This is a genomic window from Parafrankia colletiae (genome assembly GCF_001854655.1).
GTDB classification, from domain to species: domain Bacteria; phylum Actinomycetota; class Actinomycetes; order Frankiales; family Frankiaceae; genus Parafrankia; species Parafrankia colletiae.
The window spans coordinates 1-26,043 of record NZ_MBLM01000167.1 but is presented as its reverse complement, the minus strand read 5'-3'; the positions used below and the strand labels follow the sequence as shown (position 1 = coordinate 26,043).

Sequence of the window (26,043 nt, the reverse complement as noted above, 5' to 3'; positions counted from 1 at the left end):
CCGCCGCCGCTGCCGGTCCCGCCTCCTCCGCCTCCAGGAACGCCGCCGCCACCACCATTGCCACCGCCACCATTGCCGCCGCCGCTGCCCGTGCCTCCGCCGCCGGAGCCGCCGCCGGGAACGCCGCCACCGGGAGTACCCCCGCCGCCGGCCCCGCCTGGCGCGTTCGTGGCCGTGCCACCGCCTCCGCCGGTGCCACCCCCCGGGGTCCCTCCGCTGCCTGCTCCGCCCACGCCGCCGCCGGGAGTCCCGCCTCCGCCGCCTCCGCCCACTCCGGGAGTGGATGTACCGCCGCCACCCACGCCGCCCACTCCGGGAGTGGGCGTGCCGCCGACCCCGCCGACCCCGCCGCCGGCAGCGCCGGTGGTCGCCGGGACGGGGATGCCGCCGGGTCCGACCGCGCAGGTCGACACCCCGACAGCCGGGACGGTGACGAGCAGGCTTCCGGTTCTCGCGTTCCAGGGCGAGGCGATCACGGCCAGGGCGCGAGTCGGCAGCTCGATCGACTCGCCGGGCCTGATGGTGGAGATGCCCGACCCCTGACTGGTGTCGAACCAGCCGAAGCCGAAGGTCTCGTCGGACCGATTTCTGACCTTCCAGAGCGGGCCCTGCGCGGTGCAGGTGTAGCTCAGGACCAGCGGATTGGTCTCGAAGTCCTCAATGCCGTTGATATCCCGGTCGAAGGGGATGCGGAACGGCAGCAGGGACAGGAACTGGTCGAGTGTCGCGTCCCCGGTGCCGACGGGTGTCGACGACGGGCTGGTGATCACGGCACCAGGGGCGGGCGGCGCGGCCACGGTGGGGCTCGGGCTGCCGCTGGGAGTAGCGCTGGGGGATGTGGTCGGGTCGAGGTCCACCGAGATTCCGGTCTCGGTGGGCCAGGTCGGTTCCGGGGTGGCGAAGATGCCGGCGGTGATGTCATTGGTGGCGCCTGCCGTCGGCGTGGGCTCGGCCGAGGCGGGAATCGCCGCCGCGGTCAGCGCTGCCCCAAGAACACCGGCCGTGACGGCCCGCATTCTGTTGATACGCATGAATCCCTCTCCCTGACTATGACGAGTCGCCATGACACTCGCCGACGGCGCCCGTCGAACCACCGATTCTGGGAGGGGTGGCGGCGCAAGGTGCGGATCAGCGTTTGCCGGTCAGTCTCGACTGAGGCAGAAAGCTACCAACGTCTTGTTAACCCGCGACTCATCGGGTGCAGACCAGAAAACCGGCCGAGTGCTCGTCCGCGCTATTCGCGTACTGCGCGGCCGGCGTGCTGCCGAGGGGTCCGAGCGCATGATCGATGGAGTTCTTTCGATCATCACGGAGATCGCCCGAACCAGAGGCCTGATCGCGGTTTCGGTTGCCTGACAGGCATTTTCCGGGCCATGACGTCGCCGTTTGTCCGAAATGCGGGGATCTGGTACGCCCTCGCGTCGGCGGCCTTCGGTGCCCGCGCGATCCCGCACCGTCAGCGATCTTCGGCCGGGCGGAGCCCGCCGGGATGCGGGGGGATGGCGGCATCCCAGCCGCGGACCTGTATTTATCGGCACTTCCGGGTAGGCAAGTTCGGGTAGGTACCGGAGTGGTTCGCGCTGACCTGGCCCTGGTGCCGGTGCGTGGCCCACTCGTGGGAGCAGCCAGCCCGGATGGACACCCCGTGAACGGGGGTAATCGCGCCGTAGCACTCCGTCGCCAGAGCCAGGATAGATCATGTTTGGTGCCCTGACCTGGGAAAACATCGGAATTCGCGGCCGGTGCAGCGGACAGCGAAAGACACCGCGAGGTGGCCCGGTGACCACCCCGAGGGGCGCGACGCACCGGATGTGGGCCCTCCGGCCAGGGCCGGGTGGTGCCCGCCCGGCCGGAGCGACAAGTGGTTCTCAGCTGGCGCGGCGCGGTGGTGCCGGTCCGCCGCCATGCTTTCCCGTCGTTGATATATGGGTCGCCATCGGCCGCCCGGGTGCGCAGAAAGGTGGCTGCTTCTCCGCGCCGGGTGACCCTGATGCGGYGGAAGGTGCCCGAAATTTGTTGCCTGCGTGGCCGGGCGACACCGGACGGTGATGCGCCGAATGGACAGCCGCCAGAGCTCCCTCGCCCGAGCTTCCCGCCTACCGAACGGAATGCGCGGCCGGCGCCGGTTCCGGCGCAGCTGCCAGCGTCGACCAGTCGACCAGTTGTTCCGTGGCCGTCAGTCGGGCGGCCAGCAGCACGGCGCCGGTGGCCGGCGAAATCGTGGGCCACACGAAGCGGGCGCCCGGGCTGCCGGCGGTGACGTGAGCGGTGAACGCATCCAGGAAAGCGGGCCCGGACCGGAAGGCGCCGCCCACCATCGCGACCGGGAAATCTCCGGTGAGACCGGTTCGGGTGATGGCGGTGAGCGTCTGCTCGGCCAGCAGCCGGCCCGCCTCCGCGAGGATCCCGCGGGCCACCTCGTCACTCCGGTCGCCGCCGCCGTCGCCGGCATCGGCGCCGTCCTGGCCGCCGCCTGCCGCGGCAGCGGCGACCTCCGCGGCGAACGCGGCGATCCCCGACTTGTCGAGGGTCGTGTAGACCAGGTCGTCGACGTCCTCGACCTGGCTCAGGCCGTAGAAGGTGAGCAGGCGCGGCACGATGGCCGACCACGGGGCCCGGCCGTCGCGGAAGGCCACTGCCGCCCGGATCCCCTCCAGGCCGATCCAGTGCCCGGAGCCCTCGTCGCCCAGCAGATGCCCCCAGCCGCCGCAGCGCCACGTCCGGCCGTCGGCGGCCACTCCGAGAGTGTTGCTGCCGGTGCCGCTGATGACCGCCACGCCGGGCCGGCCCAGGGTGCCGGCGGCCCAGGCAGCGACGACGTCGTTGAGCACCAGCACGTGTTCGACCCGGGCGAGATGGGGCAGCCGATCGCGGAGCGCGGCCTGGTTCTCCTCGGAGTCGGCGCTGGCGATCGCGAGGACCGCCCCACCCAGGTCGCCCGCGGAGGCACCCGCCGCGTCGAGTGCGCCGCGCACCGCCTCCGTGATCGATTCCGCGGCCACATCGAGCCCGTTGACGTCCGGGTTGCTTGGCCCGGCGGTGAACGTGCTCAGCGCGGCGCGGCGGAGGTCGAGGACCGCGGCGGTGGTCTTGGTTCCGCCGCCGTCCACACCGAGGAGGAAGGAGACCGGCCCGGCCGGCTGCCGGTCGGCGCCGCGCGCGGGCGGCCGGAGCGCTGCCGGCAGCCTGATCAGCGGGGTCAGGCTCTCCGGTGTGGTGATCTCCGGTGTCGTGCTCGCCGGCTGTTGGCTGTGCACCTGCTGCCTCGCAATCCCGTCGCGCCAGGCCGGTGGCGGCGCTGGCTGGTTCCCGCGAGCGCGCTCTCGCGTGGCCCTGTCACTCCGCATCGTGCCGGTCGCCCGGCCCCCGGCTGCGGAGGCCGGACAGTGCCAGCAGCGGCGGGTCCCGTGTGTGGCCTTCCGGTGGGCGACCGCCGGCTCCTCGGTGGGCGTACGAGGCCCCCGACCGGACGTCCAGCCCTGACCCGCCCAGGCCGTCCGTCGGCCGTCGGTGCTGCGGTGACGCGGCTGATGCTGGTGAGTGTCCCCGTCGCRCATGCCGATGCCGCGGGATGTCAGTCCTGCCCGGGCGGGACCTGTGTCCCGCTGTGTGCCCGCTCACTCGACGTCCTGTGCTGGCTGCGGAAGGAGACGGTAGGACGGTGACCGATGACGACGACGACTGGGCGCCGCCGCCGGTGCCCGACGGAGACGGCGATCCCGTCGCCGCCGTGGACGAGGCACTCACCGAAGCCGAGGCCGCCCTGCGGGACTTCGCCTGGCTGCCGGACGCGGACGAGGTCGATGCCGCGACGACGATCCTGTTTCACCTCGACCCGGCACGCCGAACCCCGGAGACGCCGCTGCGCCGGGTCCTGCACCAGGCCCTGGGGGAGACGTATCCGCAGCTCACCACCTGGCGGCCGCGGCCGCAGTACCTCTACGCGGCGGTGAAGACGCTGCATCAGCTCGCGTCCGACCAGGCGGCCGGGGAGAACAGCGCCGCCCTGCTCGTCGGATGGGACCGACTGACCGCGGTGCTGCGCACCGTGACCGCGACGGCCGGCGGTACGGGCCGGGCGGCGCCGGACGCCCCGGGCCCCGGCGCGGAAGCGTAGCCGATGCCATCACGATCACGATGACGGTGATTCGGCACATCACGGACTGTCGTGGACCGTCGTGTTGCTTCCGAGACGGAAAAGGGAAACCAGGTGGTGCCGGGAGCACTCGTCGCCGAGTATCTGTCTCGTGTCCATTCCACGGCAGGGGCCAACGTCCAACGGCGATCGTGTGAGGAGTGAGCAACCAGGCCGCGGTGCCGGGGCCAAGCTTCCCTTCGTCGTCRCTCTCGACGACTCGGACACGCCCTACGACGTCGTCGACGCGCTGGCACTGGGACCGTTCACCAGCGGTGACCAGCCCTGGGCCCGCAGCGTCCGCATCGACCGCCTGCGGCCGGGCGCGAGCCTGCTGCCTGTCGACGCCGAGGTCGTGCGCACCGTGGTGGAGGATTCGCGCGACTCCCGCCTCGCGACCGGCGACGGCTGGACGGTGCGCGCGGTGCGGTGGCGGGGTGGCAGCGCAGAAGTGCTGGTGACCGCGGTCAGCGAGGAGCTGGCCCGCACCGTCCTGGACGGCGTGGTGCGTCAGGCGGCGGCGGAGTCCGCCACCGAGGGCACCGTCACCATGGGTTTCTGGTACCTGTCGGCGCAGCGGGGGCCGACGCGGATCACCCGCCGCGCCGCCACGACGGCGTGGCCGTCGATCCGGCGCAACTACCCGTCGGCGTCGCTGGAGTCGCTGGACCGGCTGATGGGCATGCGCCCCGAGGCGCTCGTGGGCCGGCTGATCCTGCTGCACGGCCCAGCTGGAACGGGCAAGACGACGATCCTGCGCGCCATGGCGCACGAGTGGCGGCGCTGGTGCCAGGTCGACTGCGTCCTCGACCCGGAGGCGCTGTTCGGCGACCCCGGGTATCTGATGGAGGTCGCGATCGGATCGGACGACGGGGACGACGACGACCCGACGGACGGTGACGGGGAGAGCCTCGCGTTGACCAGCGCACCAGGCCCGGGCGAGACGCGGCCCGAGACCACCGTGGCAGCCCCCGGCGGCACCGCGGCTCCGGCCGTGCCGGAGGCGCCGGCTTCTCCGGCCTCCCCGGAGCCCTCACCCTCACCCACGCCCGAGGCAGCGACCGCGCCGCCTGCTCCGGAGCCACCCGCTGCGCCGGCTTCCTCAGGTGCCCCGGAGGCGCCGGCCGCTCCGGAGGCGCCGCCCGCTCCGGATGCCCCGGCCGCGGAGGAGCGGCCCAGACGGCGCTGGCGGCTGCTGGTCGTCGAGGACTGTGACGAGCTGCTGCGGGGCGATGCCCGCAGCGTCTCCGGCCAGGCGCTCTCCAGGCTGCTCAACCTCACCGACGGCCTGGTCGGCCAGGGTCGCGAGGTGCTGGTCGCACTCACCACCAACGAGCCGCTGGCCCGCCTGCACCCGGCCATCGTGCGCCCGGGCCGCTGCCTGGCCCAGGTGGAGGTCGGCGCGCTGCCACGGGACGAGGCGATCGCCTGGCTCGGCAGCGGGACGGGGGTCGCCTCGTCCATGACTCTGGCGGAGCTGTTCGCGCTGCGCGACGGCCGGCTGCCCACCGCCGCGCAGGAGAAGGAAGGCCACACCGGCCTCTACCTCTGACGCCGCCTGCCGCCTGCCGTCCGCCGTCCGGCCACGACGGTTTCCGCGCGGGCACCCGATGCCGATATCGGATGAATTTTTGAATCATTCCCGAATATGGGCGGCTCCGGAGTCCGGCGGAATGCGTGAAATGATCGCTGTGGCCGCGGGCGGATTCATCTGCCCGCGGCCACGGTGCCGGTGCTTCTCGAGATGAATGTGGTGCGGCAGGTCGGCGTAACACGCCCGCTGTCGTACTTCGGTGACCGGCGGGGTGTTTTCGACTACTCTTCCAGGGCCGGGACGGGCATTTGGGGATGCTCTGTTCTCGTTCAATCATCAGTCGATAGGAGTCTGGGGGGTCGGTTCTGGGGTCCGACCGAAATCCACTGGGGAAAGTACTGGTGACACCGCGCCGGGGTGGGCGGGTCCTCGTTCCTGTGCGCACGGGTTCCTGTGCGTAGGCATTGCCGAGTGCGACCGCGGGAGACCGTCGGCGCCGGTGTCGTGTGCCTGGCCGGGCGGGCCACACGCGATGCGGCTTCATCGTCTCGACAATCATCGTCTAGACGGTCGTCCTTCGGGCGTTCGTTCGACTCGGCCTGACCCGACTCAGCCTCACGACCGCCATGCCCGTCTCCACGGACACGGCACGGTCCAAGAAGAACGACCAGCGGATCGGGCGGCGTAGCCATGCCCTCCTCCGCTCAGTTTCGGACGTCTTCGTCCGCCATCGCTCGACACCGCCGGGTCGTGCCCATCGCGCACGCCCGGAGCGGCCCCAAGGAGCTTGAGATAATGAGAATCTTTGTAGTTGGTTCCGGCGTTGTGGGAACGGCCACCGGCAGAGGGCTGCTCGAGTCCGGGAACACGGTGACATTCATCGACGTCGCGCCGGAGCGGGTTTCCTTCCTCGCCGGGCTCGGTCTGGATGCCCGTCTCGACCTCGATCTTGACGCGGAACCGGACTCCTTCGTCTTCCTGACGCTGCCGACCCCGAACGCCGGCAGCCGGTACGACCTTTCCGCGTTCGTCGCCGGTACCCGTACGGTCGGCCGGGCCCTGCGCTCCGCCGCCGGCATGCACACCGTCGTCGTCCGCAGCACCGTCGACCCGGGCACCACGGAGGGGCTGGTGGGCCCACTGCTGGAGCAGGAGTCCGGCCTGCGCCAGGGCGACGGCTTCCTGCTGGCAAGCAATCCCGAGTTCCTGCGTGCGGCGTCCGCGGCCGAGGATTTTCGCTGGCCGTGGATGACCGTCATCGGCGCAAGGAACCGGCGTGTCCAGGAGCGGCTCGCCGAACTGCTCGCGCCCTTCGGTGGCCCGGTCAGGATCTTCGGTGACCCGATGGCCGCCGAGTTCGTCAAGTGCGCGCACAACATCTTCAACGCCACCAAGATCTCTTTCTGGAACGAGATGCACACCGTCGCGGAGCGGCTCCAGCTCGACCTTGACGCCATCTCCGACACGGTCTCGCGCTCGGCGGAGGCCTCCTTCAACCCCGGCTACGGCATCCGGGGCGGCGCACCGTACGGCGGTGTCTGCCTGCCGAAGGACACCATGGCCTTCCTCGGGTTCGCGGCGGGCGTCGGCGTGGACCTGCCGATCCTCCGCTCCGTCATCGAGACGAACACCCGGTTCCTCGACCGCTTCGACCTGCTTGGCAGTGACGGGCTCGACGACGTTCCCGGCCTGGGTCGGGGCCGTGGCAGACGGCCTGAACGGATCGACCGGTCGGATCGGTCGGACCGGTCCGTCCGCGCGGACCGCGCGGACGGGGGTGATCTGCCGGACCACCTGGATGCGCTGCATGCCCGCGCCCGGATCGGCGTGATCGACCGGGCCGCGGTCCTGTCCGCCGGGTCGGTGCCGCCAGGTGCGGGTTGGCCGGTGGATCAGCGTCCCGCTCCGGCCGCCGAAGGCTTCGGCCCGGCTGCCGAGGCCTTCGGACCGGACTCGGCGGAAGGCACCCCGCGATGAGGGCCGTGCTGCCCTGGCTGCTGCTTGTCGCCTTCCTGCGGCCCATGATCGAAATCTTCATCCTCGCGGCCGGGGAATGGTGGTTCCACACGACCTTCCGGCAGAACCGGGACCTCTTCTCCCGTTACATCATCCAGATCACCACCGTCGGCCGGGAACAGGACCGGGTGAACGAGATCATCCGGGAGATCCGCTCCTTCCCGATGACGATGAACTATGAGATCTGGGTGACCAACGAGCCGGGGAACGGTGACATCTACCCCGAGGCCGACCGGGTCATCACCGTGCCGAAGGACTTCACCTGCGTCGCCCAGTACAAGGCACGTGCCCTGGAGTTCAGCCGGATCGTCCGCCAGCATCTCGGCTACKACACGGCCGACACGAAAATCACGTTCCTGGACGATGACACCTCGCCGACCTGGGAGTATCTGGAGACTGCCTACGCGGCCGACTACGACATCTGCCAGGGTGTCACCGCACCGCGTATCGACTACGGCCGAGGGCCCTTCGCGCACTTCCTGCTCAGCCACATCGACGACCTGCGTTTCCATAACTRCATGACCTACTGCTCGTCTTTCCAGGGAATTCTGGGCCGGCCGCTGTTCGTGCACGGTGAGGGCCTCACGATCACGGGGAAGACGGAGCGGACCGTCACCTGGAACTGGCGGATCTTCGCCTCCGAGGATCTCACCTTCGGGTGCAACGCCGCGGCCGCCGGACTGCGCTGGGGCTTCTTCCACGAGTACATCCAGCTGACGTCACCGTGGACCTGGAAGGCGTACTTCAAGCAGCGTCGCCGGTGGATGTGGGGAAACATCCACGCCATCGTGAACCGGGACGTCCTGCCGCTCGGCGCCGCGATCCGCATCGCGGTGCGGTACTTCCTGAGCCTGTTCACCTTCCTCGCGTCCGGGTCGGCGATCGTGCTGATCCTGACGGACACGATCGAGGTCTCAGGCTGGGCGCACTCGCTGTTCTGGTGCTCTCTCGTGGTCTGGTTGGTGAACTTCGGGCTGAGTGGCTGGGTCAACGCCGGCCTGCGCCAGCCCGGGGTGAGCAGCACGAAGTTCTGGACCAACCGCGTCCTGCAGTCCCTCGCCGCCGTCGTGCTCGCGCCGGTCACCGCGACGTTCACCATCGTCGCGCTGATCACCACCCTCTACATGGGCAACCCGCGCAGCTTCGAGGTCATCGCCAAGACCGCGGCGACGAGCGGGCAGCGTGAGCGGGACCGCGGCGACAGCGGCGATGGCGGCGACGCCGCCGCAGGCGGCACCGGACGGGTGCCGGCCTCGACCGGTGGGGAGCGACACCGATGACCACGAGCCACCCCGGCCACCCCGGCCACAGCGGGCACGGTGGTCAGACCGACCAGCTCAGCCACGGCGGCCAGACCGGGCCGCTGGGCCGGACGGGACCGCTGAGCCGAACCGGGCCGCTGAGCGCCGCGAGCACCCTGAGCCTGCCGAGCGGCGGGCCGGACCCGGCGCTCGCCGCCGAGCTGCTGCGCCGCCAGCGGGCCCGCCGCCGCGGCGTGTACCTGCTCCTGGCGGTGATGACCCTGCTCAGCGCGGTCACCCTCAGCGTGACGGTCGGCCGTGACTACCGCGAGCTGACCTCGACGACCGAGTTCTTCCACCGGCACGCCTACACGCCGTCCTTCGATCCGCTGAGCAACGTGATCCTCGGGATGCCCCCGAACACGATCGACGTCGCCACCGGCCGGCCCTCGCCGGACATCCGCGGGATCGCGCTGCGTACGAGCGACATCGCCCTGGTCGCCGGTGGCGAGCTGGTGCGCAGCATCCCACTTCCGCACCCGGTCACGGGCCTGATGGACGTTGTTCGCGCCGTCGACGACCCGTCCTGGATCAGTGATGACGGCAACGGGCGGGTCTCGGCGTCCGCCGCACTCGTCGTTTCACCGGGCGCCGAGCTGACGATCAGCGCGCCGGTGYGGGAGCTGGTGCTGACCGTCCGGCGGGGGGTGCTGCTCGGTGTCGACGGCGGCCGGCTCACCCTGGACGGGGTGTCCGTCCGTCCGGACGTCCCCGGCGGCGACCCGCTGCTGCTGGCCGTCGACGAGCGGCGTCCGTTCATCGTCGCGACGAACCGGGCGACCCTCGTGATCACACGCAGCCACCTGAGCTATCTCGGGCGGGACTGGAACAGTTCCTACGGTGTCTCCTGGTCCGACGGGTCGACGGGGAGCATGACCCATTCCGAGGTTGATCACAGCTTCATCGGGACGTACACGGACCATGCTCGAGACGTGGCGATCGAACGGAACTGGTTCCACGACAACACGCTCTACGGCGTCGACCCGCACAGCCACTCGACCGGAATCGCGGTGCGTCACAACGTCAGCGAGCGCAACGGCCGGCACGGGATCATCTTCTCCGACTTCGTCACCGGCGGGGTGGTGGAGGGGAACATCACCCGGGACAACCGCCTCAACGGCATCATGATGGACGCCTCGAGCACCGGTAACCGGATCGTCGGCAACACCTCCTCCGGGAACCGGGGCGACGGGATCGTGCTCGCCTCCTCGCCGCACAACGTCATCGCCGACAACCGGATCGTCGACAACCGGGTCGGCATACAGGCCCGCGGGGAGCGCGAGAACCTGGAGGTCCGCGGCAACACGCTGGCCGACAACCAGCTCGCCGCGCAGGGCGTCGACCTGGCCGGCAACACGTTGCGGGACAACGGCAGCCAGTGGCGATCCCGGGTGCTGGTCGGTATCTGGTCGTTCGTGCCGGCGGTACTGCTCCTGCTCAGCGGCGTCACCGGGCTCGCGCGGCGGCGGCGGGCCCGTCACGGCGGCCGCCCCGCTCTGGCCGCCAGGTTCTGAGATGACAGTCGGTGTGCCACCGGGCGTGGCGGACGGCGGGACCTCGCCGGACACGACCGACGGAGCGTCCGTGGGTGTCGTCGACGGGGCTGCCGGCGGGACACCCGCGGAGGTGGCCGGGGGCGACGGGCGGCTGCGGAGGTTCCGCCCGGACATCGAGGGCCTGCGCGCGGTCGCGGTGATCCTGGTCGTGCTCGGCCATTCCGGGCTCGCCCTTCCCGGTGGCTACGTCGGCGTCGACGTCTTCTTTGTGATCTCGGGGTTCCTCATCACCCGGCAGCTGGTCACGGAGCGGGCCACCCACGGGCGGATCTCGCTCGCCGGCTTCTACGCCCGCCGGGCCCGCCGGATCGTTCCGGCGGCCGCGGTGGTGATCGTGGCGACGATGCTGGCGGCGTGGCGGTGGATGTCACCGCTGCGCATCCACTCCACCGGGGTCGACGCCGCGCTCTCCGCGGTCTCGGCGATCAACATCCGGCTCGCCCAGGAGGGCACCGACTACCTGCGTGCGGACGGGCCGCCCTCACCGTTCCAGCACTTCTGGTCCCTGGCGGTCGAGGAGCAGTTCTACGCCGTGTGGCCGCTGCTGCTGATCGTGACGGCGGCGCTGGCCGGCCCGGTGCGCAGGCACCGGGCCGGGCCGGTGGCAGTGCTGCTGGTCGCGGTGGCGGGCACATCGCTTGCCCTCAGCGCGGTCATCACACCGCGGTCGGCCCCCTGGGCCTACTTCGGGGGCCACACCCGGGCCTGGGAGCTCGCGCTGGGCGCCCTTGTCGCGCTGGCGGCACCGGGGCTCGCCCGGATGCCACGAGCGCTGTCATCCCAGCTGACCTGGCTCGGCCTGGCCGGCATCATGGTCGCCGCCACGATGTTCGGGGAGGCCACGCCCTATCCGGGGCTGGCAGCGGTGCTGCCGGTGGCGGGGTCCGCGCTCGTGATCGCCGGCGGGTGCGCCGCTCCGCCGCGCGGCGCCGAGCTGCTGCTGCGCGCGCGGCCCTGGCAGCTGATGGGACGGGTGAGCTACTCCTGGTACCTCTGGCACTGGCCGGTGCTGATCCTGTGGCCGGAGGCCACCGGGGAACAGCCCGGCACCGCCGGGAAGATCGCCGCGGTCGGGCTGTCGCTGCTGCTCGCTGTCGCCACCTACCACGCGGTCGAACAGCCGGTCCGGTCCCGGCCGGCCCTGGTCCGCCGGCCGGTGCTGGGGCTCGGCCTCGGTGGCTGCTCGATCGGTGCCGCCGTGGCCGCCAGCCTGGTGATCGTCCAGCTCGCCGCTCTGCCCACCGGCTCCGGGGTGCCGGCATCGCGTCTTGATGCCAGCGGCGGGTCAGCAGCCGGCGGGCCGGCGGGCGGAGGGGCGTCCGCCGGCCTGAGCCGGGTGATCGAGCAGTCGCTCGACCTCACCGGGCTGCCGGCCGGCCTGCGGCCCTCGCTGGACCAGGCGCCGAGTGACTACAAGGCGAACCGGTGCTACATGTCGATCACCAGCMGCACCCCGACCGACTGCGTGTACGGAGACCCGTCCGGCCGGCGGACCGTGGTGCTCTTCGGTGATTCGCACGCCAACCAGTGGTTCAACGCGATGAACGACATCAGTCGTCGGTACAACTGGCGGCTGGTCCCCTACACGAAGGGCGGGTGCCCGCCGGCGGACTACCCGAACTTCGTCCTGGAGACCCTCAAGCGTGTCTACACCGAATGCAACACCTGGCGTGCGGAGGCACTGCGCCGGATCAGGACGCTCGCGCCCGATCTGGTGGTGATCGGTTCCGAGGCCCGGACGGAGGCGATCCGGGTCGGCGCCGGCGGCATGACGAGGATGGTGCGGGAACTGCGCTCGACCGGGGCCAAGGTCGTCCTGATCGCGGACACCCCMTACCCCGGCTTCGACGTCCCGGACTGTCTGGCCCGTAACCCGGGGCATGTTCGGCGGTGTGTCGTACGGGTCTCCGAGGCGAAGCTGACCGAGCCCCAGCGTGCCATCGAGACCCGTGGCGCGCTCGACGGCGGGGCGATGCTGGTGGATCCGGTGCCGTGGCTGTGCTCGAGGGACCAGTGYCCGCCCATCATCGGCGACACCGTCGTCTACTACGACAAGAGCCATATCACCGGGACGTATTCTGCCGCGCTCGCGCCCTATCTCGGACCGGAACTCGTCCGGCTGGCCGGCTGACCGTTCAGCCGGGTGAACCGGGTGAACCGGGTGAACCGGGTGAAGCAACCGGCACGCCGGTTCCTGGAATACGCAGGACGCCGTCCGGGCGGGTTCTAGACTGCCCGCGGCCGAAGAGAGCACGCCGGCCGGGAAGTCCTTGGGCGGTTCGCGCGGGTCGGGGGATTCGCGCGCGTCGGGACGCGCGAATCAGGGGGAGTCGTCGGGTGAGCGCACCGTCGCGGCGGGCCGTCGCCATCGTCGCACTGCTCGGCGCGGCCGGGGCCGGCGGCTGCACGTCCGATGGCGGCCGTGACGGCGGCCGCGGCCGGGAACCGGCGGTGCGCCTGGCCACGACGGCCGGGCCGCTACCGGTGGCTCCGCACCTGCAGAGCTTCTTCGGGGACGAGCTCGTCATCCGCCGGCGCGGAGCGTTCGGCCTCGACGATGTGGCGGTGCGGACACCGGCCCCGGGCTGTGGGTGGAGATCCATCCGGGTCCGCTACCCGGCCGGCTCGGCCAGCCAGCTGTCCGTGCAGGAGGACGGAGCGCCGTCCGGCGGGGCGCAGGCCTACCTGCTGTTCCGCGGCGGGCCGCGTGACGACCTCTTCCTGAGCTATCGCGTCCGTTTCCAGAGCGGTTTTCGGTTTGCCCGCGGCGGAAAACTCCCCGGACTCTTCGGCGGCACACATGTGGCCGGTGGGCACACCCCGGACGGTACCAACGGATTCTCGACCAGATACATGTGGCGTGACGGTGGGAAAGGACAGATCTACGCGTATCTCCCACTTTCCCGCGATTACGGGACGACGCTCGGCCTGGGTACCTGGGAATTCGTCCCGGGTCGCTGGGCGGCCATCCAGCAGCGGGTGCGGCTGAACACCCCGGGCCGGGCCGACGGGTCGGTGACCGTCTGGGTCGACGGCCGCGGGGTGTTCCACCAGGACGGCATGCTCTTCCGGAGCACGCCAGCGCTGCGGATCGACGGTGTCTTCTTCTCCACCTTCTTCGGTGGCGACGACCTCAGCTGGGCCAGCCCGATCGACCAGTACGCGGACTTCGCCACCTTCGTGGTCTCGGACCGCTTCATCGAGGCTGGTCCCGCCGGAACCTGCTGATCCGGCGGGACCCCGCAGCAAGCCGTCGGGGCTTACTGGCGGCCGCGGCGACGGTTGTCGCGGCCGGAGTCGCCGAGGGTGACCTCGTCGCCGGTCACCAGGCCGGCCCGGCGCAGCGCGTCGGCGATGGCACCGTCGGTCCGCCCGCCGCGCTGACCGCCGCCGCGCTGCCCACCACCGCGGTTGCCGCCGCCACCCGGGCCGCCGCTGCCGCCCCGCTGACCGCCGCCGCGCTGGCCAGCGGAGCCGCCGCCCCGGCCACCGGACGTCCCACCGGAGGCCTGGCCGCCGTCGCGGCCGGAGGCGCGCCCGGCCCCGGCCCCGGTCCCGGTCCCGGCGCTACCGGCGCCACCACTCCCGCCGCGACCCGCTCCGCCCCGGCCGCCGCGTGCCGACCGGCGCTCGCCGGAGTTCTGGCCACCCGCGTCCGCGGCACCCGGCTCGTCGTCGAGGCGCAGCGTCAGCGAGATCCGCTTGCGGGGGATGTCGACGTCCAGCACCTTCACCCGGACGATGTCGCCGGGCTTGGCGACCTCGCGGGGGTCGGCTACGAAGTTCTTCGACATGGCCGAGACATGCACCAGGCCGTCCTGGTGGACGCCGATGTCGATGAAGGCGCCGAAGGCGGCGACGTTGGTGACGACGCCCTCGAGGACCATGCCCGGCACCAGGTCGGCGAGGGTCTCGACGCCTTCGGTGAACGCGGCGGTCTTGAACGCCGGTCGTGGGTCGCGCCCGGGCTTCTCCAGCTCGGCGAGGATGTCGGTCACGGTCGGCAGGCCGACGGTGTCGTCGACGAAGTCGGTGGGCTTCAGCGAGCGCAGCGTCTTCGCGTCGCCGATCAGCGTCCGCAGATCACTTCCGGCGACGGTCAGGATGCGCCGGACCACCGGGTAGGACTCGGGATGCACGCTGGAGCTGTCCAGTGGGTCGTCGCCGCCGCTGATGCGCAGGAAGCCGGCGCACTGCTCGAACGCCTTCGGCCCGAGCCGCGGGACGTCGAGCAGGCCGGTGCGGGAGCGGAACGGCCCGTTGCTGTCACGGTGGCGCACGATGTTGTCCGCCAGGCCGCCGGTGATCCCGGAGACCCGGGCGAGCAGCGGCGCCGAGGCGGTGTTGACGTCCACCCCGACGGCGTTCACACAGTCCTCGACCACGGCGTCCAGCGACGACGACAGGCGTGTCTCGGACAGGTCGTGCTGGTACTGCCCGACCCCGATCGACTTGGGGTCGATCTTGACGAGCTCGGCGAGCGGGTCCTGCAGCCGCCGCGCGATCGACACCGCGCCACGCAGCGAGACGTCCAGCTCGGGCAGTTCCTGCGAGGCGTAGGCCGAGGCGGAGTACACCGACGCGCCGGCCTCGGAGACCATGACCTTGGTCAGTTTCAGGTCCGGGTGCCGGCGGATCAGGTCCTCGGCCAGCTTGTCCGTCTCCCGGGAGGCGGTGCCGTTCCCGATCGCGATCAGATCCACGCTGTGCGCCGCCGAGAGCTTGGCCAGGGAGGCGATCGACTCGTCCCAGCGGCGGGCGGGCACGTGCGGGTAGATGGTGTCGGTCGCGACGACCTTGCCGGTGGCGTCGACGACGGCGACCTTCACCCCGGTCCGAAAGCCCGGGTCGAGACCCATCGTGCGCCGCTCTCCCGCGGGGGCGGCGAGCAGCAGGTCTCGCAGGTTCGCGGCGAAGACCCGGGCCGCCGTGTCCTCGGCGGACGTCCACAGCCGCATCCGCAGGTCGACACCGAGGTGGACGATGACGCGGGTGCGCCACGCCCAGCGGACCGCGTCGAGCAGCCAGCGGTCGGCGGGCCGGCCCTCGTCGGCGATGCCGAAGCGTTCGGCGATGYGGCGCTCGTAGTCGGTCGGGCCGGGAACGGGCGGCTCCGCCGGGTCGCCGGGCTCGTCCGGCTCCAGGGTCAGATCGAGCGCCTCCTCCTTCTCTCCGCGGAACATCGCGAGGATGCGGTGGGAGGGGAGCTTCGTGAACGGCTCGGCGAAGTCGAAGTAGTCGGCGAACTTCGCGCCGTCGGTCTCCTTGCCCTCGCGGACCTTGCTCACGAGGTAACCACGGGACCACATCCGCTCGCGCAGGTCACCGATGAGATCGGCGTCCTCGGCGAACCGCTCGACCAGGATGGCGCGGGCGCCCTCCAACGCGGCGGTGGCGTCGGCGACACCCTTCTCCGCGTCGACGTAGGCCTCGGCGGCCGCGCGCGGGTCGAGCGTGCGGTCGGTCAGCAGGGCGTCGGAGAGCGGCTCCAGCCCCGCCTCACGCGCGATCTGCGCCTTGGTGCGGCGCTTCGGCTTGTAGGGGAGGTAGATGTCCTCCAGCCGGGCCTTGGTCTCGGCCGCCATGATCTGCGCTTCGAGGGCCTCGTCGAGCTTGCCCTGACTGCGGATGGAGTCCAGAACCGCCGTGCGTCGCTCCTCCAGCTCCCGTAGGTAGCGCAGCCGCTCCTCCAGGGTGCGCAGCTGCGCGTCGTCGAGGGCGCCGGTCGCCTCCTTGCGGTACCGGGCGATGAACGGCACGGTGGCCCCGCCGTCGAGCAGGTCGATCGTGGAGGTCACCTGCCCCTCGCGTACGCCCAGCTCCGCGGCGATCCGCGCCTGGACAGTCACCGTCTCCGGGACGGACACCGTCGTCACGATCCGCAACCGCCTTTGCCTGTGTCCTCGTCGTCCCCRCCGGATCCTCCCGGGGGCTGTTACCTCTGATAATCCCTCTCGCCGGATAGCCCGTGGCGTTCGGGGTGAGGCCGCACCCCGGGCGCGACGCCGTGTGCACGTTCACGGCCACCTGGCCGGGTCCGGGCCCTTTGCCACCCTTTGCGGCCGACTGCCGCCGGCTGGACGGGCCTGGCGACCGGACGATCTGTGACGGCGCTGACGGTCCCCACCGACGCCGGCGGCGGCGCCTACCCGACGGATTATCGTGTGCATCCGCTGGTGGGACATGTCAACGAATCTGCATGAACTGTCACTTTCGGTAGGRATCTGCGGCGGCGGAGGATCTGTGCGAGGAATTCCGGAGCACGGTTCCGGCGGTGGGGGACTGCCCGCTCCTGCCGTGTCGGACGCGGCCGTGACCCGGCTGCCGTTCACCGCCGACAACCTGCTGGCCGCCCGCCGCCAGGTCCTGGTGCTGGCCAGCAGGGCGGGTGTGCTGCCGCAGCGGGCAGCCGACCTGAAACTGGCGCTCCACGAGATCCTCACCAACAGCGTGCGCCACGGCGGCGGTGGTGGTGTGCTCCGCGTCTGGGTGGAGGAGGCCATGCTGATCTGCGAGGTCTCCGACCGGGGTCATGTACGGGACATGCTGGCCGGGCGGCGGCCTCCCGCCCTTGACGCGGAGGGCGGGCGCGGACTGTGGCTCGCCCATCAGCTCTGTGACCTGGTCCAGCTCAGCTCGTCGCCCGCCGGCACCATCGTGCGCCTTCACTGCCGCATCGAGAGCGGCCGCATCGAGAGCGGCCGTGACGGGAGCGGCGGTGTGGAGAGCGGCCGCGCGGGGGCCGGCGCCGAAACGGATCCGGTGGACGCCGGCCGTGCGCCGACGCACCCGATGCACCGGGCACACCCGACGCACCCGGCGGAGATCAGCGGAGCCTGGCCTCCAGCCCGTCCAGCACCGCATTGCTGAGCTTGCGGATACCGATCGGCGCGAAGGTCTTCTCGAAGAAGCCACCGACACCGCCCGCGCCGTCCCAGGTTGTCAGCGCCGTGACGGTGCTGCCGCCGGCGCCCGCCGCGCGGACCGACCACTGCGTGCGCAGGGACGAGCGCTGGTCGGCTTCCAGCAGGACGCCCGCCGAGGGCGCGCTGACCAGCGCCTCCACCTCGCGGATGCGCTTCTTGGTGGCGTGCAGGCGGTAGGCGATCCGGGTGCCGGCACCCTCGCCGCCTTCGACCACTCGGTAGTCGGTGATCATCTCCGGCCACAGCTGGGCCCGGGTGCCGGCATAGTCCGCGAGCAGGCCCAGGACACGCTCCGGTGCCCCGCCCACAGTCCGCTCCACTTCGACACTGATGCGCGCCATCGCGACTCCGTCCCTCCCTCGATGCGTCCACCCGGAAAGCCGAGACTATCCCCGGCCCGACATAACCGCGTGGACGGCCCCTCGTCGGCGGCATCCGATCGCGAATTGTGGGAACGCCGGTCGGCCGTTAATGTGACCGCGCTGCCCGGCGGCGCGACCCGCGGCGCGTGACCCGATCGGGAGAAGGCAGCCGAGGCTGTGTCATGCCGGTTGGACGGGGGTCCTGTGCCACATTCTCCGCAGACGTCCAGTGATACGCGAGAGCCGGTTCCGCGCCGCGGGCCGCTGCGGGCCGCGGGTGACATGCTGGTGTATTTCGCCGGGGCACAGGCCCGTTTCCTCCCTCCGGTCGACCGGGCCCGGTTCGTCACGGCCGGCATACTCATGCTGCTGACCGCGGTGCTGGCCACCTATGCCGGCGCGACGGTCGCCGCCGTCGGATTCGGCACCGGGATGGCGCGGGCGCTTCCCTACGGCCTCTTCTACGCCCTTTTCATATTTTTCATCGACCGTTCCGTCCTGCTCACCCAGACGTCCTATCGTTACGGCAAGGACGGCACCGTCGAAACCACCCGGCCGGGTTTCTCGATGACGGTCCGGGTTTTCATCGCGATATGCGGCGCGGTCCTCGTCGGCGAAGCCGTCCTGCTGCGCATCTTCGAGACGTCCATCGCCGCCCGGGTAACCGAGATCCAGCAGGAGGAGACGGGCCGCATGCTGGCCGCCTGGGATGTCAACCAGGAAGGCGAGCTGGCCGCCCGCACCGCGGACCTCGCGGCCAAGCAGAAACGCCTCGACGCCGCGAACGCCCTGGTCGAGTCGAAGACGGCCGAGGTGAACTGCCAGCTCACCGGCGGTCCGTCCTGCCTGGGGGGCGCCGGGCCGGTCTATGAGATCAAACTGGGTGAGCTGGCCGCGGCCACGGGCGCGGTCACCGAGGCGGCCCGTCTGCGCAACGCCGCCCAGGCGGGTCTCGACGAGTTCCGCGCCGGCCAGGAGAAGGACCGGGCCGCGTTCGCGACGACCGCCGCCGGCACCAGCGGCGCGGCGAACGACCTGCTCATGCGGGAGAAGGCGTTCTGGCGGCTCACCACCGAGGACAGGTCGGTCCTGGTGTGGCGGGTGCTGCTGACCCTGCTGCTTCTCGGTGTGGACCTCGCGCCGCTGCTGTTCAAGCGCGGGCTCGACGCGACCTCCTACCGCCGCCGTGAGCGGCTCGCCCGCTGGCGGGACGAGACCGATACCGAGGTGGCAGCGCTGCAGGTGGGGCACACGGCCCGCGAACGGCGTGATCTCGCGCCGGTGGTCGCCGCGCGGCTGGCGGCCCGTTGGGAGGACTACCAGCTCCGGCGGGACGGCGTCGAATCGGCGGTGCGCTGGACGGCGGACACAGCCGACGGCCGCCTCGCCGAGGCGGAGATCAGCGCCGAGCAGCAGTCCCGGCTGCGTGAGGTGCGCGCCCGGCACGGCATCGTCGCGGTCCCGCGCGAACCGTCCGGGACCCTGCCGCGCGACGCCGTCGGGATGGTCTCGCGCGAGCCGGTCCCGCGCGACCCGTCCGGTACCGGGCCCCAGCAGGTGCCGGGAGCCCCGATCGCGACGGCCCCGCAGACCCCGCCGGCCTCCCTGGGGCCGTGAGCACCGCCCTGGCCGTCATCCATGCGCCTACGCCGCCGGCCCCGGGACCAACAGTCCCGGGGCCGGCGGCGTCCAGACCGATGATGTCGGCCCGACGGTCGGCCTGACGGCCCCGACCAGGTCGGTCAGGTCGGTCAGCCGGCCCGGTGGCGGCGCCGGCGGCGGCGCGCGATCATCGAGGTCAGCAGGCCCACGGCGGCCAGGCCGCCTGCCGCCGTGCCGGCGGCGCGGGGGTTCTCCCGGGCCTTGTCCCTGCCGGCGCTGCTGGCGGTGGTGACCTTCGTCTTCACTCCCTGCGCGGTGCGCCCGGCGACCTTCTGCGGGCTGATCCGGTCGGAGAGCTCGTCGAGGTCATGACCAAGCTGCGCGCGGGTCGCCTCGATCTCGGAGCGGATCTCGTCGGACTTCGGGCTTGTCACAGTCGCCTCCCTGACGGCGGTCGACGGATGGGTGCCGGCGGCGTGCGCCTGCTGGAGGCCGGCCGGTCTGCCGGCGTACTGGGGGTCTGTCGGCGTACTGGGGGTCAGTGCCGGCGACTGCGCGCCCACTGGATGTCGGTTGCTGCGGTGCTGGGGGTCAGTGCCGGCGGTTCTGTGCCCACTGGACGTCCTCGCGCAGCGTCTCCACCGTCTGGGTGGGCGCAGGGTGGACGTCCTTCACCGTCCGGCGGCCCATCAGGGCGAGGACGGCCGCGGCGGCGACGAGCAGCACACCCACGATCAGTGCCGCCCAGCCGAGTGCCATCACCGAGCCCAGCCCGAACATGACCGCGAGGAGGATGAACACGAGGGCGAAGAACCCGGCGCCACCGGCTCCGGCGAACATCCCGGCGCCCTTGCCCGCCTTGGTCGCCTCCTCGCGTAGCTCCGCCTTCGCCAGGGCGAGCTCCTGGCGGAACAGCGTCGAGACGTCGTTCGCGACCTCGCTGACCAGCTGGCCCGTGGATGAGGCGTGGCCCGGGGCGGCTTCGGTGGTCTGCGTCACCGTGCTCCGCGTAGCAGCGGGCTGGGTTCTGGTCACCGGGGTGTGCGGCCCGGCGGTCGCGGCGGTGCCGGTCCGGGTCTCCGACGGCGAGACGGCGGCGACCTCGGGGTACGAGGCGGAGCCGTCGACAGGCGTCCTGACGGTCATCTCGGCGTCGTCAGGCACGCCGGTCCGGTCCACCGGAGGCGTGGTCTGTGTCGTCGGCTGGCGGGCGAGTGCGCTGGTCATACCGTCTCCCTCTCAACCGTGCCGGTCCCGGAGCCCTCCGGTGATTTCCCCGCTGGTCGGTGTAGACCCGGATGCCCGCCCGTGGCCGGATAAACCGTCGCCGGCTCCGTCGATGCAGACCCGGGTCTTCCCGGCCGGGCATCTCGACCGGCTTTCCCGGTGCCGTCCGACACCCGCGCCCGGCGCCGCCGTCGCCGGTCGCCGTCGCCGTCCGCGTCGCCGTCAGTCGGCGCGTTCCTGCGGAGACGAGTGCTGCCAGTCGGCGAGGATCGTGCGAATTCCGGTGACCAGCGACAACGGCTGGTCGAGCATCACGTGGTGCCCGGCGAGCGGGATCTCGATCACCGGTGCGACCCGGCCCAGCAGGTTGTACATGAGATGCCCGATGTCAGCGGTGACCAGGCCCTTCTCGGCGCGGAACAGCGCGACCCGGCAGTGGACCTTGCGCAGGACCTCCGGGGAGGGTGTCCGGTTGCCGAACACGTTCGGGTCGAACTTCCAGGCCCAGCCGCCCAGCATCGCACCCATCGAGTTCCGGGCGATGTGATCGATGATGTACGGGAGGCTGCTCGGCTGCGCCGGCACCGTGCGGAACCGCGCCAGCGCGTCGGTCGCCGTCGGGTACACGCGCAGCGGGCCGAACGCGGTCCGCTCGCGGGCGGCCCGCTCCTCCGGGGTGGACTCCTGCACCGGCGAGTCGATCAGCACGATGCCGGCGACCCGGTCCGGGTACTCGGCGGCGGTGGTGATCGTCACCCAGCCGCCCATGCTGTGGCCGATGACGATGGGGGGCGAGGTGATCCCCGCGTGGTCGATGACCGCGACGACCTCGGACGCCCACGTGCTCAGCGAGTACTCGTCGCGCCGCCCGCTGTCACCGTGGCCGGACAGATCGAGCGCGACGACCCGGTACTCCGCCGGGATCAGCGGGGCGATGTGGTCCCACCAGCCGGCGTGGGCCGCGCCACCGTGCACGAGCACGATCCCGGGCCCGTCCACCCGCCCCCAGCACCGGTAGCTGACGGTCGTCCCGTCGACCTCGGCCTCCAGTCGCTCGGGACGCGTGTCGATGGCGGCCTCGAACCAGGCCGGTGCTTCCTCATACATCCATGTCTGCCGTTCGGCTCGTCGTTGCGGTTCTCGGCGACCGCCGCTTCCTTGATGAAACACCGTGGACGGGCTCCCGCCGGTGTCCCTCGCCCCGGTGGCGGATTCGTCGTATTTCCGACTCGCCGCCGGAGACGGACCCGATCTGATCCGGAACCCAGGGGCACCGCGCGGCCGCCGCGGCCCGCGGCCGGTCGCCCGGCCCTCGCTGCTGCGGGACCCTGCGTAGCCAGCCCGGACCGCGATACCCGGGCTTCACGACGGCGGTGCCGCGGAGCGTGCCCGGACCAGCGCACGGTAGAGGGACACATGCCGGGCGGCCGAGACGTCCCAGCTGAAGCCACGGGCGAGCGCCCGCCCGGCCGCCACCCGCGCGGGGTCGGGCGGCCGGTCGGGCCACGGCTCGGCGGCATCGAGGTATCCGTCCAGCGCGGATGCGAACCCCGCCGGCTCCGCGGCGAACCGCACGGCACCCGCCGCGGAGGCCCCCGCCAGCACCTCCCGCAGGACCGGCAGGTCACGTGCCACCACCGGGACCCCGGCGGCCAGCGCCTCCAGCGCGGCCAGCCCGAAACCCTCCTTGGCGGACGGGAACGCGAACACATCCGCCGCAGCGACCAGCGCGGGCAGCTCCTCGTACGGCACCGGACCGAGGACGACCGGCTCTACGCCCAGGCTGGCTGCGCGGGCCAGTACCTGATCGCGGTAGTCGCGGTAGTCGAACAGCGTCTCCCCACCGGCGAGGACCAGTGAGACCGGCCCCGGCTGCCGCGGGCGCAGCCGCGCGAACGCCTCGACCAGGTCCGCGGTGCCCTTGCGCGGCTCGATCCCGCCGACCGCGAGGACATACCGGCCCAGGCGGGCCCGCCAGCGCTCCCGAGCGGCGTGAGCCGGCCCCCCCGGATCTGCTGCCGCGGTGAAGCGGGCGGCGTCGACCCCGTTCGGAATCACGGTCGCGGTGATCTCCCAGCCGGCCGCCAGCTCCGCGGCGACGGCCGCCGAGACGCACACGTGCGTGTGCGGGCGGCGCAGCCCGCGCTCGTGGCAGGCGACCAGCTCGGGAGTGGTGAAACTGTCGAGATGGTGGACGGTGCGCACGCAGTCGTCCACCGCGTTCGCGGAGAGACAGTCCTGGGCGTGCACGACGTCGTACCAGCTCCCGACCTCGTGCTGCTGTCCTGCACTGCGCTGCTGTGTCGCGCTGTGGTGCTGTGCCGTGCTGTGGCGTCGTGCCGCGCTGTGCCGATGCGCGGCGAAGGCCTCGCCGAGGATGGCGATCGAGCGGAGGATGCGCGGCCCGACCGCCTCGTCGGAGACGTCCGGGAACGGCACCGCGTGGATCCGCACGGCGCGGTCGACCGGTCGGAAGAAGCCGATGTCGCCACCGCGGGCGAGCGTCCACAGGTCGACGCGGTGCCCGGCGCGGGCCAGCGCCTCGGCCAGCGCGAGGGTGGCGACCACACCGCCCCGCGGCCGGGTGGAGTAGGTGAGCAGTGCGACCGCCAGCGGCCCGTCCCCCGTCGCGGTCATCGGCGCTCCGGCATGCCTGGCTGGCCCGGTACGCCCGCCGGGTTCGGTCTGCCTGGAGCGTCGGGCAGGTGGGCGTGCGCGTCGGCCGCGAGGCCGACCAGGTCGTCGTGGCTGGGCCCCGGCACGACTGCCGGGCGCCAGTCCGTTGCCAGCACGGCGCGCACCCGGGCGACGAACTCGGGATCGGCCAGCACCGAGGGCGCAAGCAGCAGGTTCTGCAGGCGGGTGAAGCGGCGCCACACCCAGGGATCCCGGCGGGCGGCCAGGTACGCCTCACCGTTGGTGACCGACGGAGCGTCCTTACCCCCGCGGGCCGCCGCGACGGCGGCCGGAGCCGCCGGCCACGGCGTGAAACCGGTCGGCGGTGCGCCTCCCGCCACCCCGGCCTGGCTGGCGGGAGGCCCTCCTGGCCCGGCCGGGCGCCAGCGCAGCAGGCGGGCGGCGTCCTGGGCGCACGAATCCTCGAACCAGGGGGCGAACTCTGCGCGCAGAACCTCGTCGAGCGTGTGGGCCCACATGGTGGGGTCGGGCGACGCCCCCACCGTCTCGGCCAGGCGGACAGCGGCGAGTACGGCGAGCGTCACCCCGCGGGTGTGGGCCGGATTGGTGATGACCGCCGCGTCGCCGACCGGCAGCAGCCCGAGCACCACCGGGTGACCGCCGGGCACCAGCGGCCGCAGCCGGTTGGTGAGGTGCGACATCGCGCTCACYGGCGAGACCGGCTCGACCTGGCCGGGAGCGAGCCACGGCCCGAACATGTCGATGGAACGTGCCGCCGCGTCGAAGGCCGCACCGTGGCGCAGTACCCGGATCTCCGTGTCCTCCGGAAGCACGCCGAAGGTCATCGAGAAGACGTCTCTGTCGGCCGGGAACATCAGGCAGGAGTAGCGGTCGAAGGACGCCCCGGCGGTGTGCCCACGGTTGAACGGAAGGTCCGGCTCCGGGCCGCGCCGGCGGTAGAAACGTGAGTAGTAGGCGATGCCGCAGTCGGCCTCGGCCGGGGCGGGCAGGTCAGCGCCGGCGTCGACCAGCCAGCGGCGCACCGGTGAGAGCCGCCCGGCCGCATCCACGACCAGGTCGGCCTCGCAGCTGGACCCGTCCGCCAGGCGCACCCCGCGGACCAGCAACGGCCCCCGGCCCGGGCTGGCGGGTCCGCCCGCCACAAGCAGGCCGACGACCCGTGCCCCCGGCCGCAGGATCACCCCGGGTTCGCGGCCCACCACATCGCGCAGCACCCAGTCGAGCACCGCGCGGCGGCACCCGAGCACGACCAGCTCGTCGCCATCGCCATCGCCGTCATCGCCGCCGCCGGGCGGGCCGGGCAGCGGACCGGTGAGGGTCGGCGGTGCGTGTTCGACCAGGCGGGTCTCCCGCGCGCCCGCGGCGCGCAGAGCGGCGAGGACGTCCGGTGCGTGCTCGGCGAGCAGCGACCGGCAGCGGGCGAGAAAGGCGTGTGAGTGCCAGGTCTGGGTCGCACCCGGGCGATGCCAGTCCGCGATGTCCGCGAGGGCGCGGGGGCAGTCGTCGACGTCGCGTTCGAGCACGGTGACCTGCCAGCCGCGCCGCGCCAGCAGCAGGGCGGTGACCAGGCCAGACGCACCGGCGCCGACGACGACGGCGGTGGCGGTGCGCATCAGAAGGTGGCCCGGGCGCGCTGCGAACGCCGCGGGTCGTACGGTTCGCCGGCGAGCAGGCACTGCGGCGAGTAACTCGCGCCGCGGCGGTCCCGCAGCAGGTTCATCCCGCCGCGGGCCGCGCCGAGCGCGGCGGTGACATCGAGGGTGGCGACGGCCAGGCCCTCCTCCGGCCCGGTCGCGGCGAGCACCGACCCGTCCGGGTGGACGACCTTGGCGCTACCGACGAAACGCAGCGTGCCGAAGGCGCCGGTCTGGTTCGCCGACACCCAGACGACCTGGTTCTCCAGCGCGCGGACCTGGTCATAGAGGTTGAAGCGGTGCAGGGAACGGTCCTCCGAGACGTCGGCGGCCGGGTGGGTGCGGGAGATCGGCCAGGCGGACAGGCAGGCGATGATCGCCGCGTCGGCGAGGGCGAGGCTGCGCCCCGCCTCCGGGAACGCCTTGTCGTAGCAGATCATCATTCCCATCCGGCCGAGTGGGCTGTCGAACGCGGTGAAGGCGCGCCCGGCCTCGTAGACGAGGCCTTCCCCCAGTGGCTGGTGGACCTTGCGGTGCCGGCCCAGGACGCCGCCACCGTGCACGCACACCGCGCTGTTGTACCGGTACCGGCCGTCACGCTCCGTGTATCCGGCGCAGACCACCATATCTCCGGCGAGCGCTGCGAGCCGCGCGATCTCCGGGCCGTCCGGGTCGAGCGCCGGCGGCCCGCCTCGCTGCCGGTCACCCGCGCCCGGGACGCGCCCCAGGCACCCCGGCGGCCCGTCCGGCCCGTCTCCGAGCTCGATGACCGGGCCGCGGTACGGCCGCAGGTCGTCCGCGGTGGGCGGCAGACCATGCAGATAGCCGCCGAGCGCGCCCTCGGGCAGCACGAGGAGATCCACCCCGCGCTGCCGGGCCGCGTCGATGTGCCGGCCGATCCGGGCGAAGCATTCGTCCAGGTCACGGACAAACGGAGCGGCCGCCGCGGCGATCGTCACCGGTGGGCGGGCGGGTTGCTCCCGCTCGCCCACCGGGTCCCCGCGGCGCACTGTGCTCACTGGTGCACCTTCCTCGTGTCGGAACTCGCGAATGGGAGAGTTCGGACACGCCCCTGGTCCCCACCGGGCCATC

At 72.2% G+C, this 26,043-nt stretch carries 19 protein-coding genes; 9 read left to right on the top strand and 10 right to left on the bottom strand.

Translation table 11 applies throughout. The annotated features are described in order from the left end of the window. The coding region (locus CC117_RS31655) for a hypothetical protein (protein ID WP_198542055.1) at positions 1–1,031 on the bottom strand (1,031 nt) is incomplete at its 3' end. A gap of 1,065 nt (positions 1,032–2,096) precedes the next feature. Continuing rightward, positions 2,097–3,257, bottom strand: a complete 1,161-nt coding sequence (locus CC117_RS31650) for a BadF/BadG/BcrA/BcrD ATPase family protein (RefSeq protein WP_071091432.1) — start codon at positions 3,255–3,257, stop codon at positions 2,097–2,099. A 404-nt stretch (positions 3,258–3,661) separates the two neighbouring features. On the opposite strand from CC117_RS31650, the gene CC117_RS31645 reads away from it, so the two are divergent. The 7 genes from CC117_RS31645 (at position 3,662) to CC117_RS31615 (ending at position 13,770) form a co-directional block, all read left to right on the top strand. Beyond that, positions 3,662–4,117 (top strand): hypothetical protein, encoded by a 456-nt coding sequence (locus CC117_RS31645; RefSeq protein WP_071091429.1) that lies wholly within the window; start codon positions 3,662–3,664, stop codon positions 4,115–4,117. 172 nt (positions 4,118–4,289) lie between these two features. Beyond that, on the top strand, positions 4,290–5,687 hold the full coding sequence (locus CC117_RS31640; RefSeq protein WP_071091426.1) for a DUF5925 domain-containing protein: 1,398 nt from the start codon (positions 4,290–4,292) through the stop codon (positions 5,685–5,687). Positions 5,688–6,464: 777 nt separating this feature from the next. After that, positions 6,465–7,646, top strand: a complete 1,182-nt coding sequence (locus CC117_RS31635) for a Rossmann-fold NAD(P)-binding domain-containing protein (protein ID WP_084133083.1) — start codon at positions 6,465–6,467, stop codon at positions 7,644–7,646. Continuing rightward, on the top strand, positions 7,643–8,965 hold the full coding sequence (locus CC117_RS31630) for a glycosyltransferase family 2 protein (RefSeq protein ID WP_071091424.1): 1,323 nt from the start codon (positions 7,643–7,645) through the stop codon (positions 8,963–8,965). Before CC117_RS31635 ends, CC117_RS31630 begins: the two co-directional genes overlap by 4 nt. Next, positions 8,962–10,500, top strand: coding sequence for a right-handed parallel beta-helix repeat-containing protein (locus CC117_RS31625; RefSeq protein ID WP_084133082.1), 1,539 nt, complete (start codon positions 8,962–8,964; stop codon positions 10,498–10,500). Before CC117_RS31630 ends, CC117_RS31625 begins: the two co-directional genes overlap by 4 nt. Position 10,501: 1 nt before the next feature. Then, positions 10,502–12,673 (top strand): acyltransferase family protein, encoded by a 2,172-nt coding sequence (locus tag CC117_RS31620; RefSeq protein WP_084133081.1) that lies wholly within the window; start codon positions 10,502–10,504, stop codon positions 12,671–12,673. Positions 12,674–12,879: 206 nt separating this feature from the next. After that, positions 12,880–13,770, top strand: a complete 891-nt coding sequence (locus CC117_RS31615; RefSeq protein ID WP_071091421.1) for a polysaccharide lyase — start codon at positions 12,880–12,882, stop codon at positions 13,768–13,770. Positions 13,771–13,802: 32 nt separating this feature from the next. On the opposite strand, the gene CC117_RS31610 is transcribed toward CC117_RS31615, so the two are convergent. Continuing rightward, positions 13,803–16,418 (bottom strand): Tex family protein, encoded by a 2,616-nt coding sequence (locus CC117_RS31610; protein WP_071091446.1) that lies wholly within the window; start codon positions 16,416–16,418, stop codon positions 13,803–13,805. 367 nt (positions 16,419–16,785) lie between these two features. Between CC117_RS31610 and CC117_RS31605 the strand changes: the two genes are divergently transcribed. Continuing rightward, on the top strand, positions 16,786–17,412 hold the full coding sequence (locus tag CC117_RS31605) for an ATP-binding protein (protein WP_241830590.1): 627 nt from the start codon (positions 16,786–16,788) through the stop codon (positions 17,410–17,412). Here the strand turns inward: CC117_RS31605 and CC117_RS31600 are convergent. Then, entirely contained in the window at positions 17,369–17,809 is a 441-nt protein-coding gene (locus CC117_RS31600; RefSeq protein WP_071091415.1) for an SRPBCC family protein, read from the bottom strand. The two genes, CC117_RS31605 and CC117_RS31600, sit on opposite strands and share 44 nt — an antisense overlap. A gap of 303 nt (positions 17,810–18,112) precedes the next feature. Between CC117_RS31600 and CC117_RS31595 the strand changes: the two genes are divergently transcribed. Then, entirely contained in the window at positions 18,113–19,447 is a 1,335-nt protein-coding gene (locus CC117_RS31595) for a DUF4407 domain-containing protein (protein ID WP_071091413.1), read from the top strand. A 134-nt stretch (positions 19,448–19,581) separates the two neighbouring features. Here CC117_RS31595 and CC117_RS31590 read toward each other — a convergent pair whose 3' ends face one another. The 6 genes from CC117_RS31590 to CC117_RS31565 all read right to left on the bottom strand — a co-directional run bounded on the left by CC117_RS31590 (position 19,582) and on the right by CC117_RS31565 (position 25,961). Beyond that, positions 19,582–19,866, bottom strand: a complete 285-nt coding sequence (locus CC117_RS31590) for a DUF3618 domain-containing protein (protein ID WP_071091443.1) — start codon at positions 19,864–19,866, stop codon at positions 19,582–19,584. Positions 19,867–20,023: 157 nt separating this feature from the next. After that, positions 20,024–20,659: a phage holin family protein gene (locus tag CC117_RS31585; RefSeq protein ID WP_071091410.1), complete on the bottom strand. Its 636-nt coding sequence runs from the start codon at positions 20,657–20,659 to the stop codon at positions 20,024–20,026. Positions 20,660–20,881: 222 nt separating this feature from the next. Further along, positions 20,882–21,766 carry an alpha/beta fold hydrolase gene (locus CC117_RS31580; RefSeq protein WP_071091407.1) on the bottom strand — a complete coding sequence of 295 codons (885 nt, stop codon included), beginning with the start codon at positions 21,764–21,766 and terminating at the stop codon, positions 20,882–20,884. Between the two features lie 255 nt (positions 21,767–22,021). Then, positions 22,022–23,296 carry an MSMEG_0565 family glycosyltransferase gene (locus tag CC117_RS31575; protein ID WP_071091404.1) on the bottom strand — a complete coding sequence of 425 codons (1,275 nt, stop codon included), beginning with the start codon at positions 23,294–23,296 and terminating at the stop codon, positions 22,022–22,024. Continuing rightward, a complete protein-coding gene (locus CC117_RS31570) occupies positions 23,293–24,930 on the bottom strand; it encodes an FAD-dependent oxidoreductase (protein WP_071091402.1) in 1,638 nt (545 codons plus the stop codon). Before CC117_RS31570 ends, CC117_RS31575 begins: the two co-directional genes overlap by 4 nt. After that, entirely contained in the window at positions 24,930–25,961 is a 1,032-nt protein-coding gene (locus CC117_RS31565; RefSeq protein WP_071091440.1) for a carbon-nitrogen hydrolase family protein, read from the bottom strand. Before CC117_RS31565 ends, CC117_RS31570 begins: the two co-directional genes overlap by 1 nt. Between the last annotated feature and the right edge of the window lie 82 nt (positions 25,962–26,043).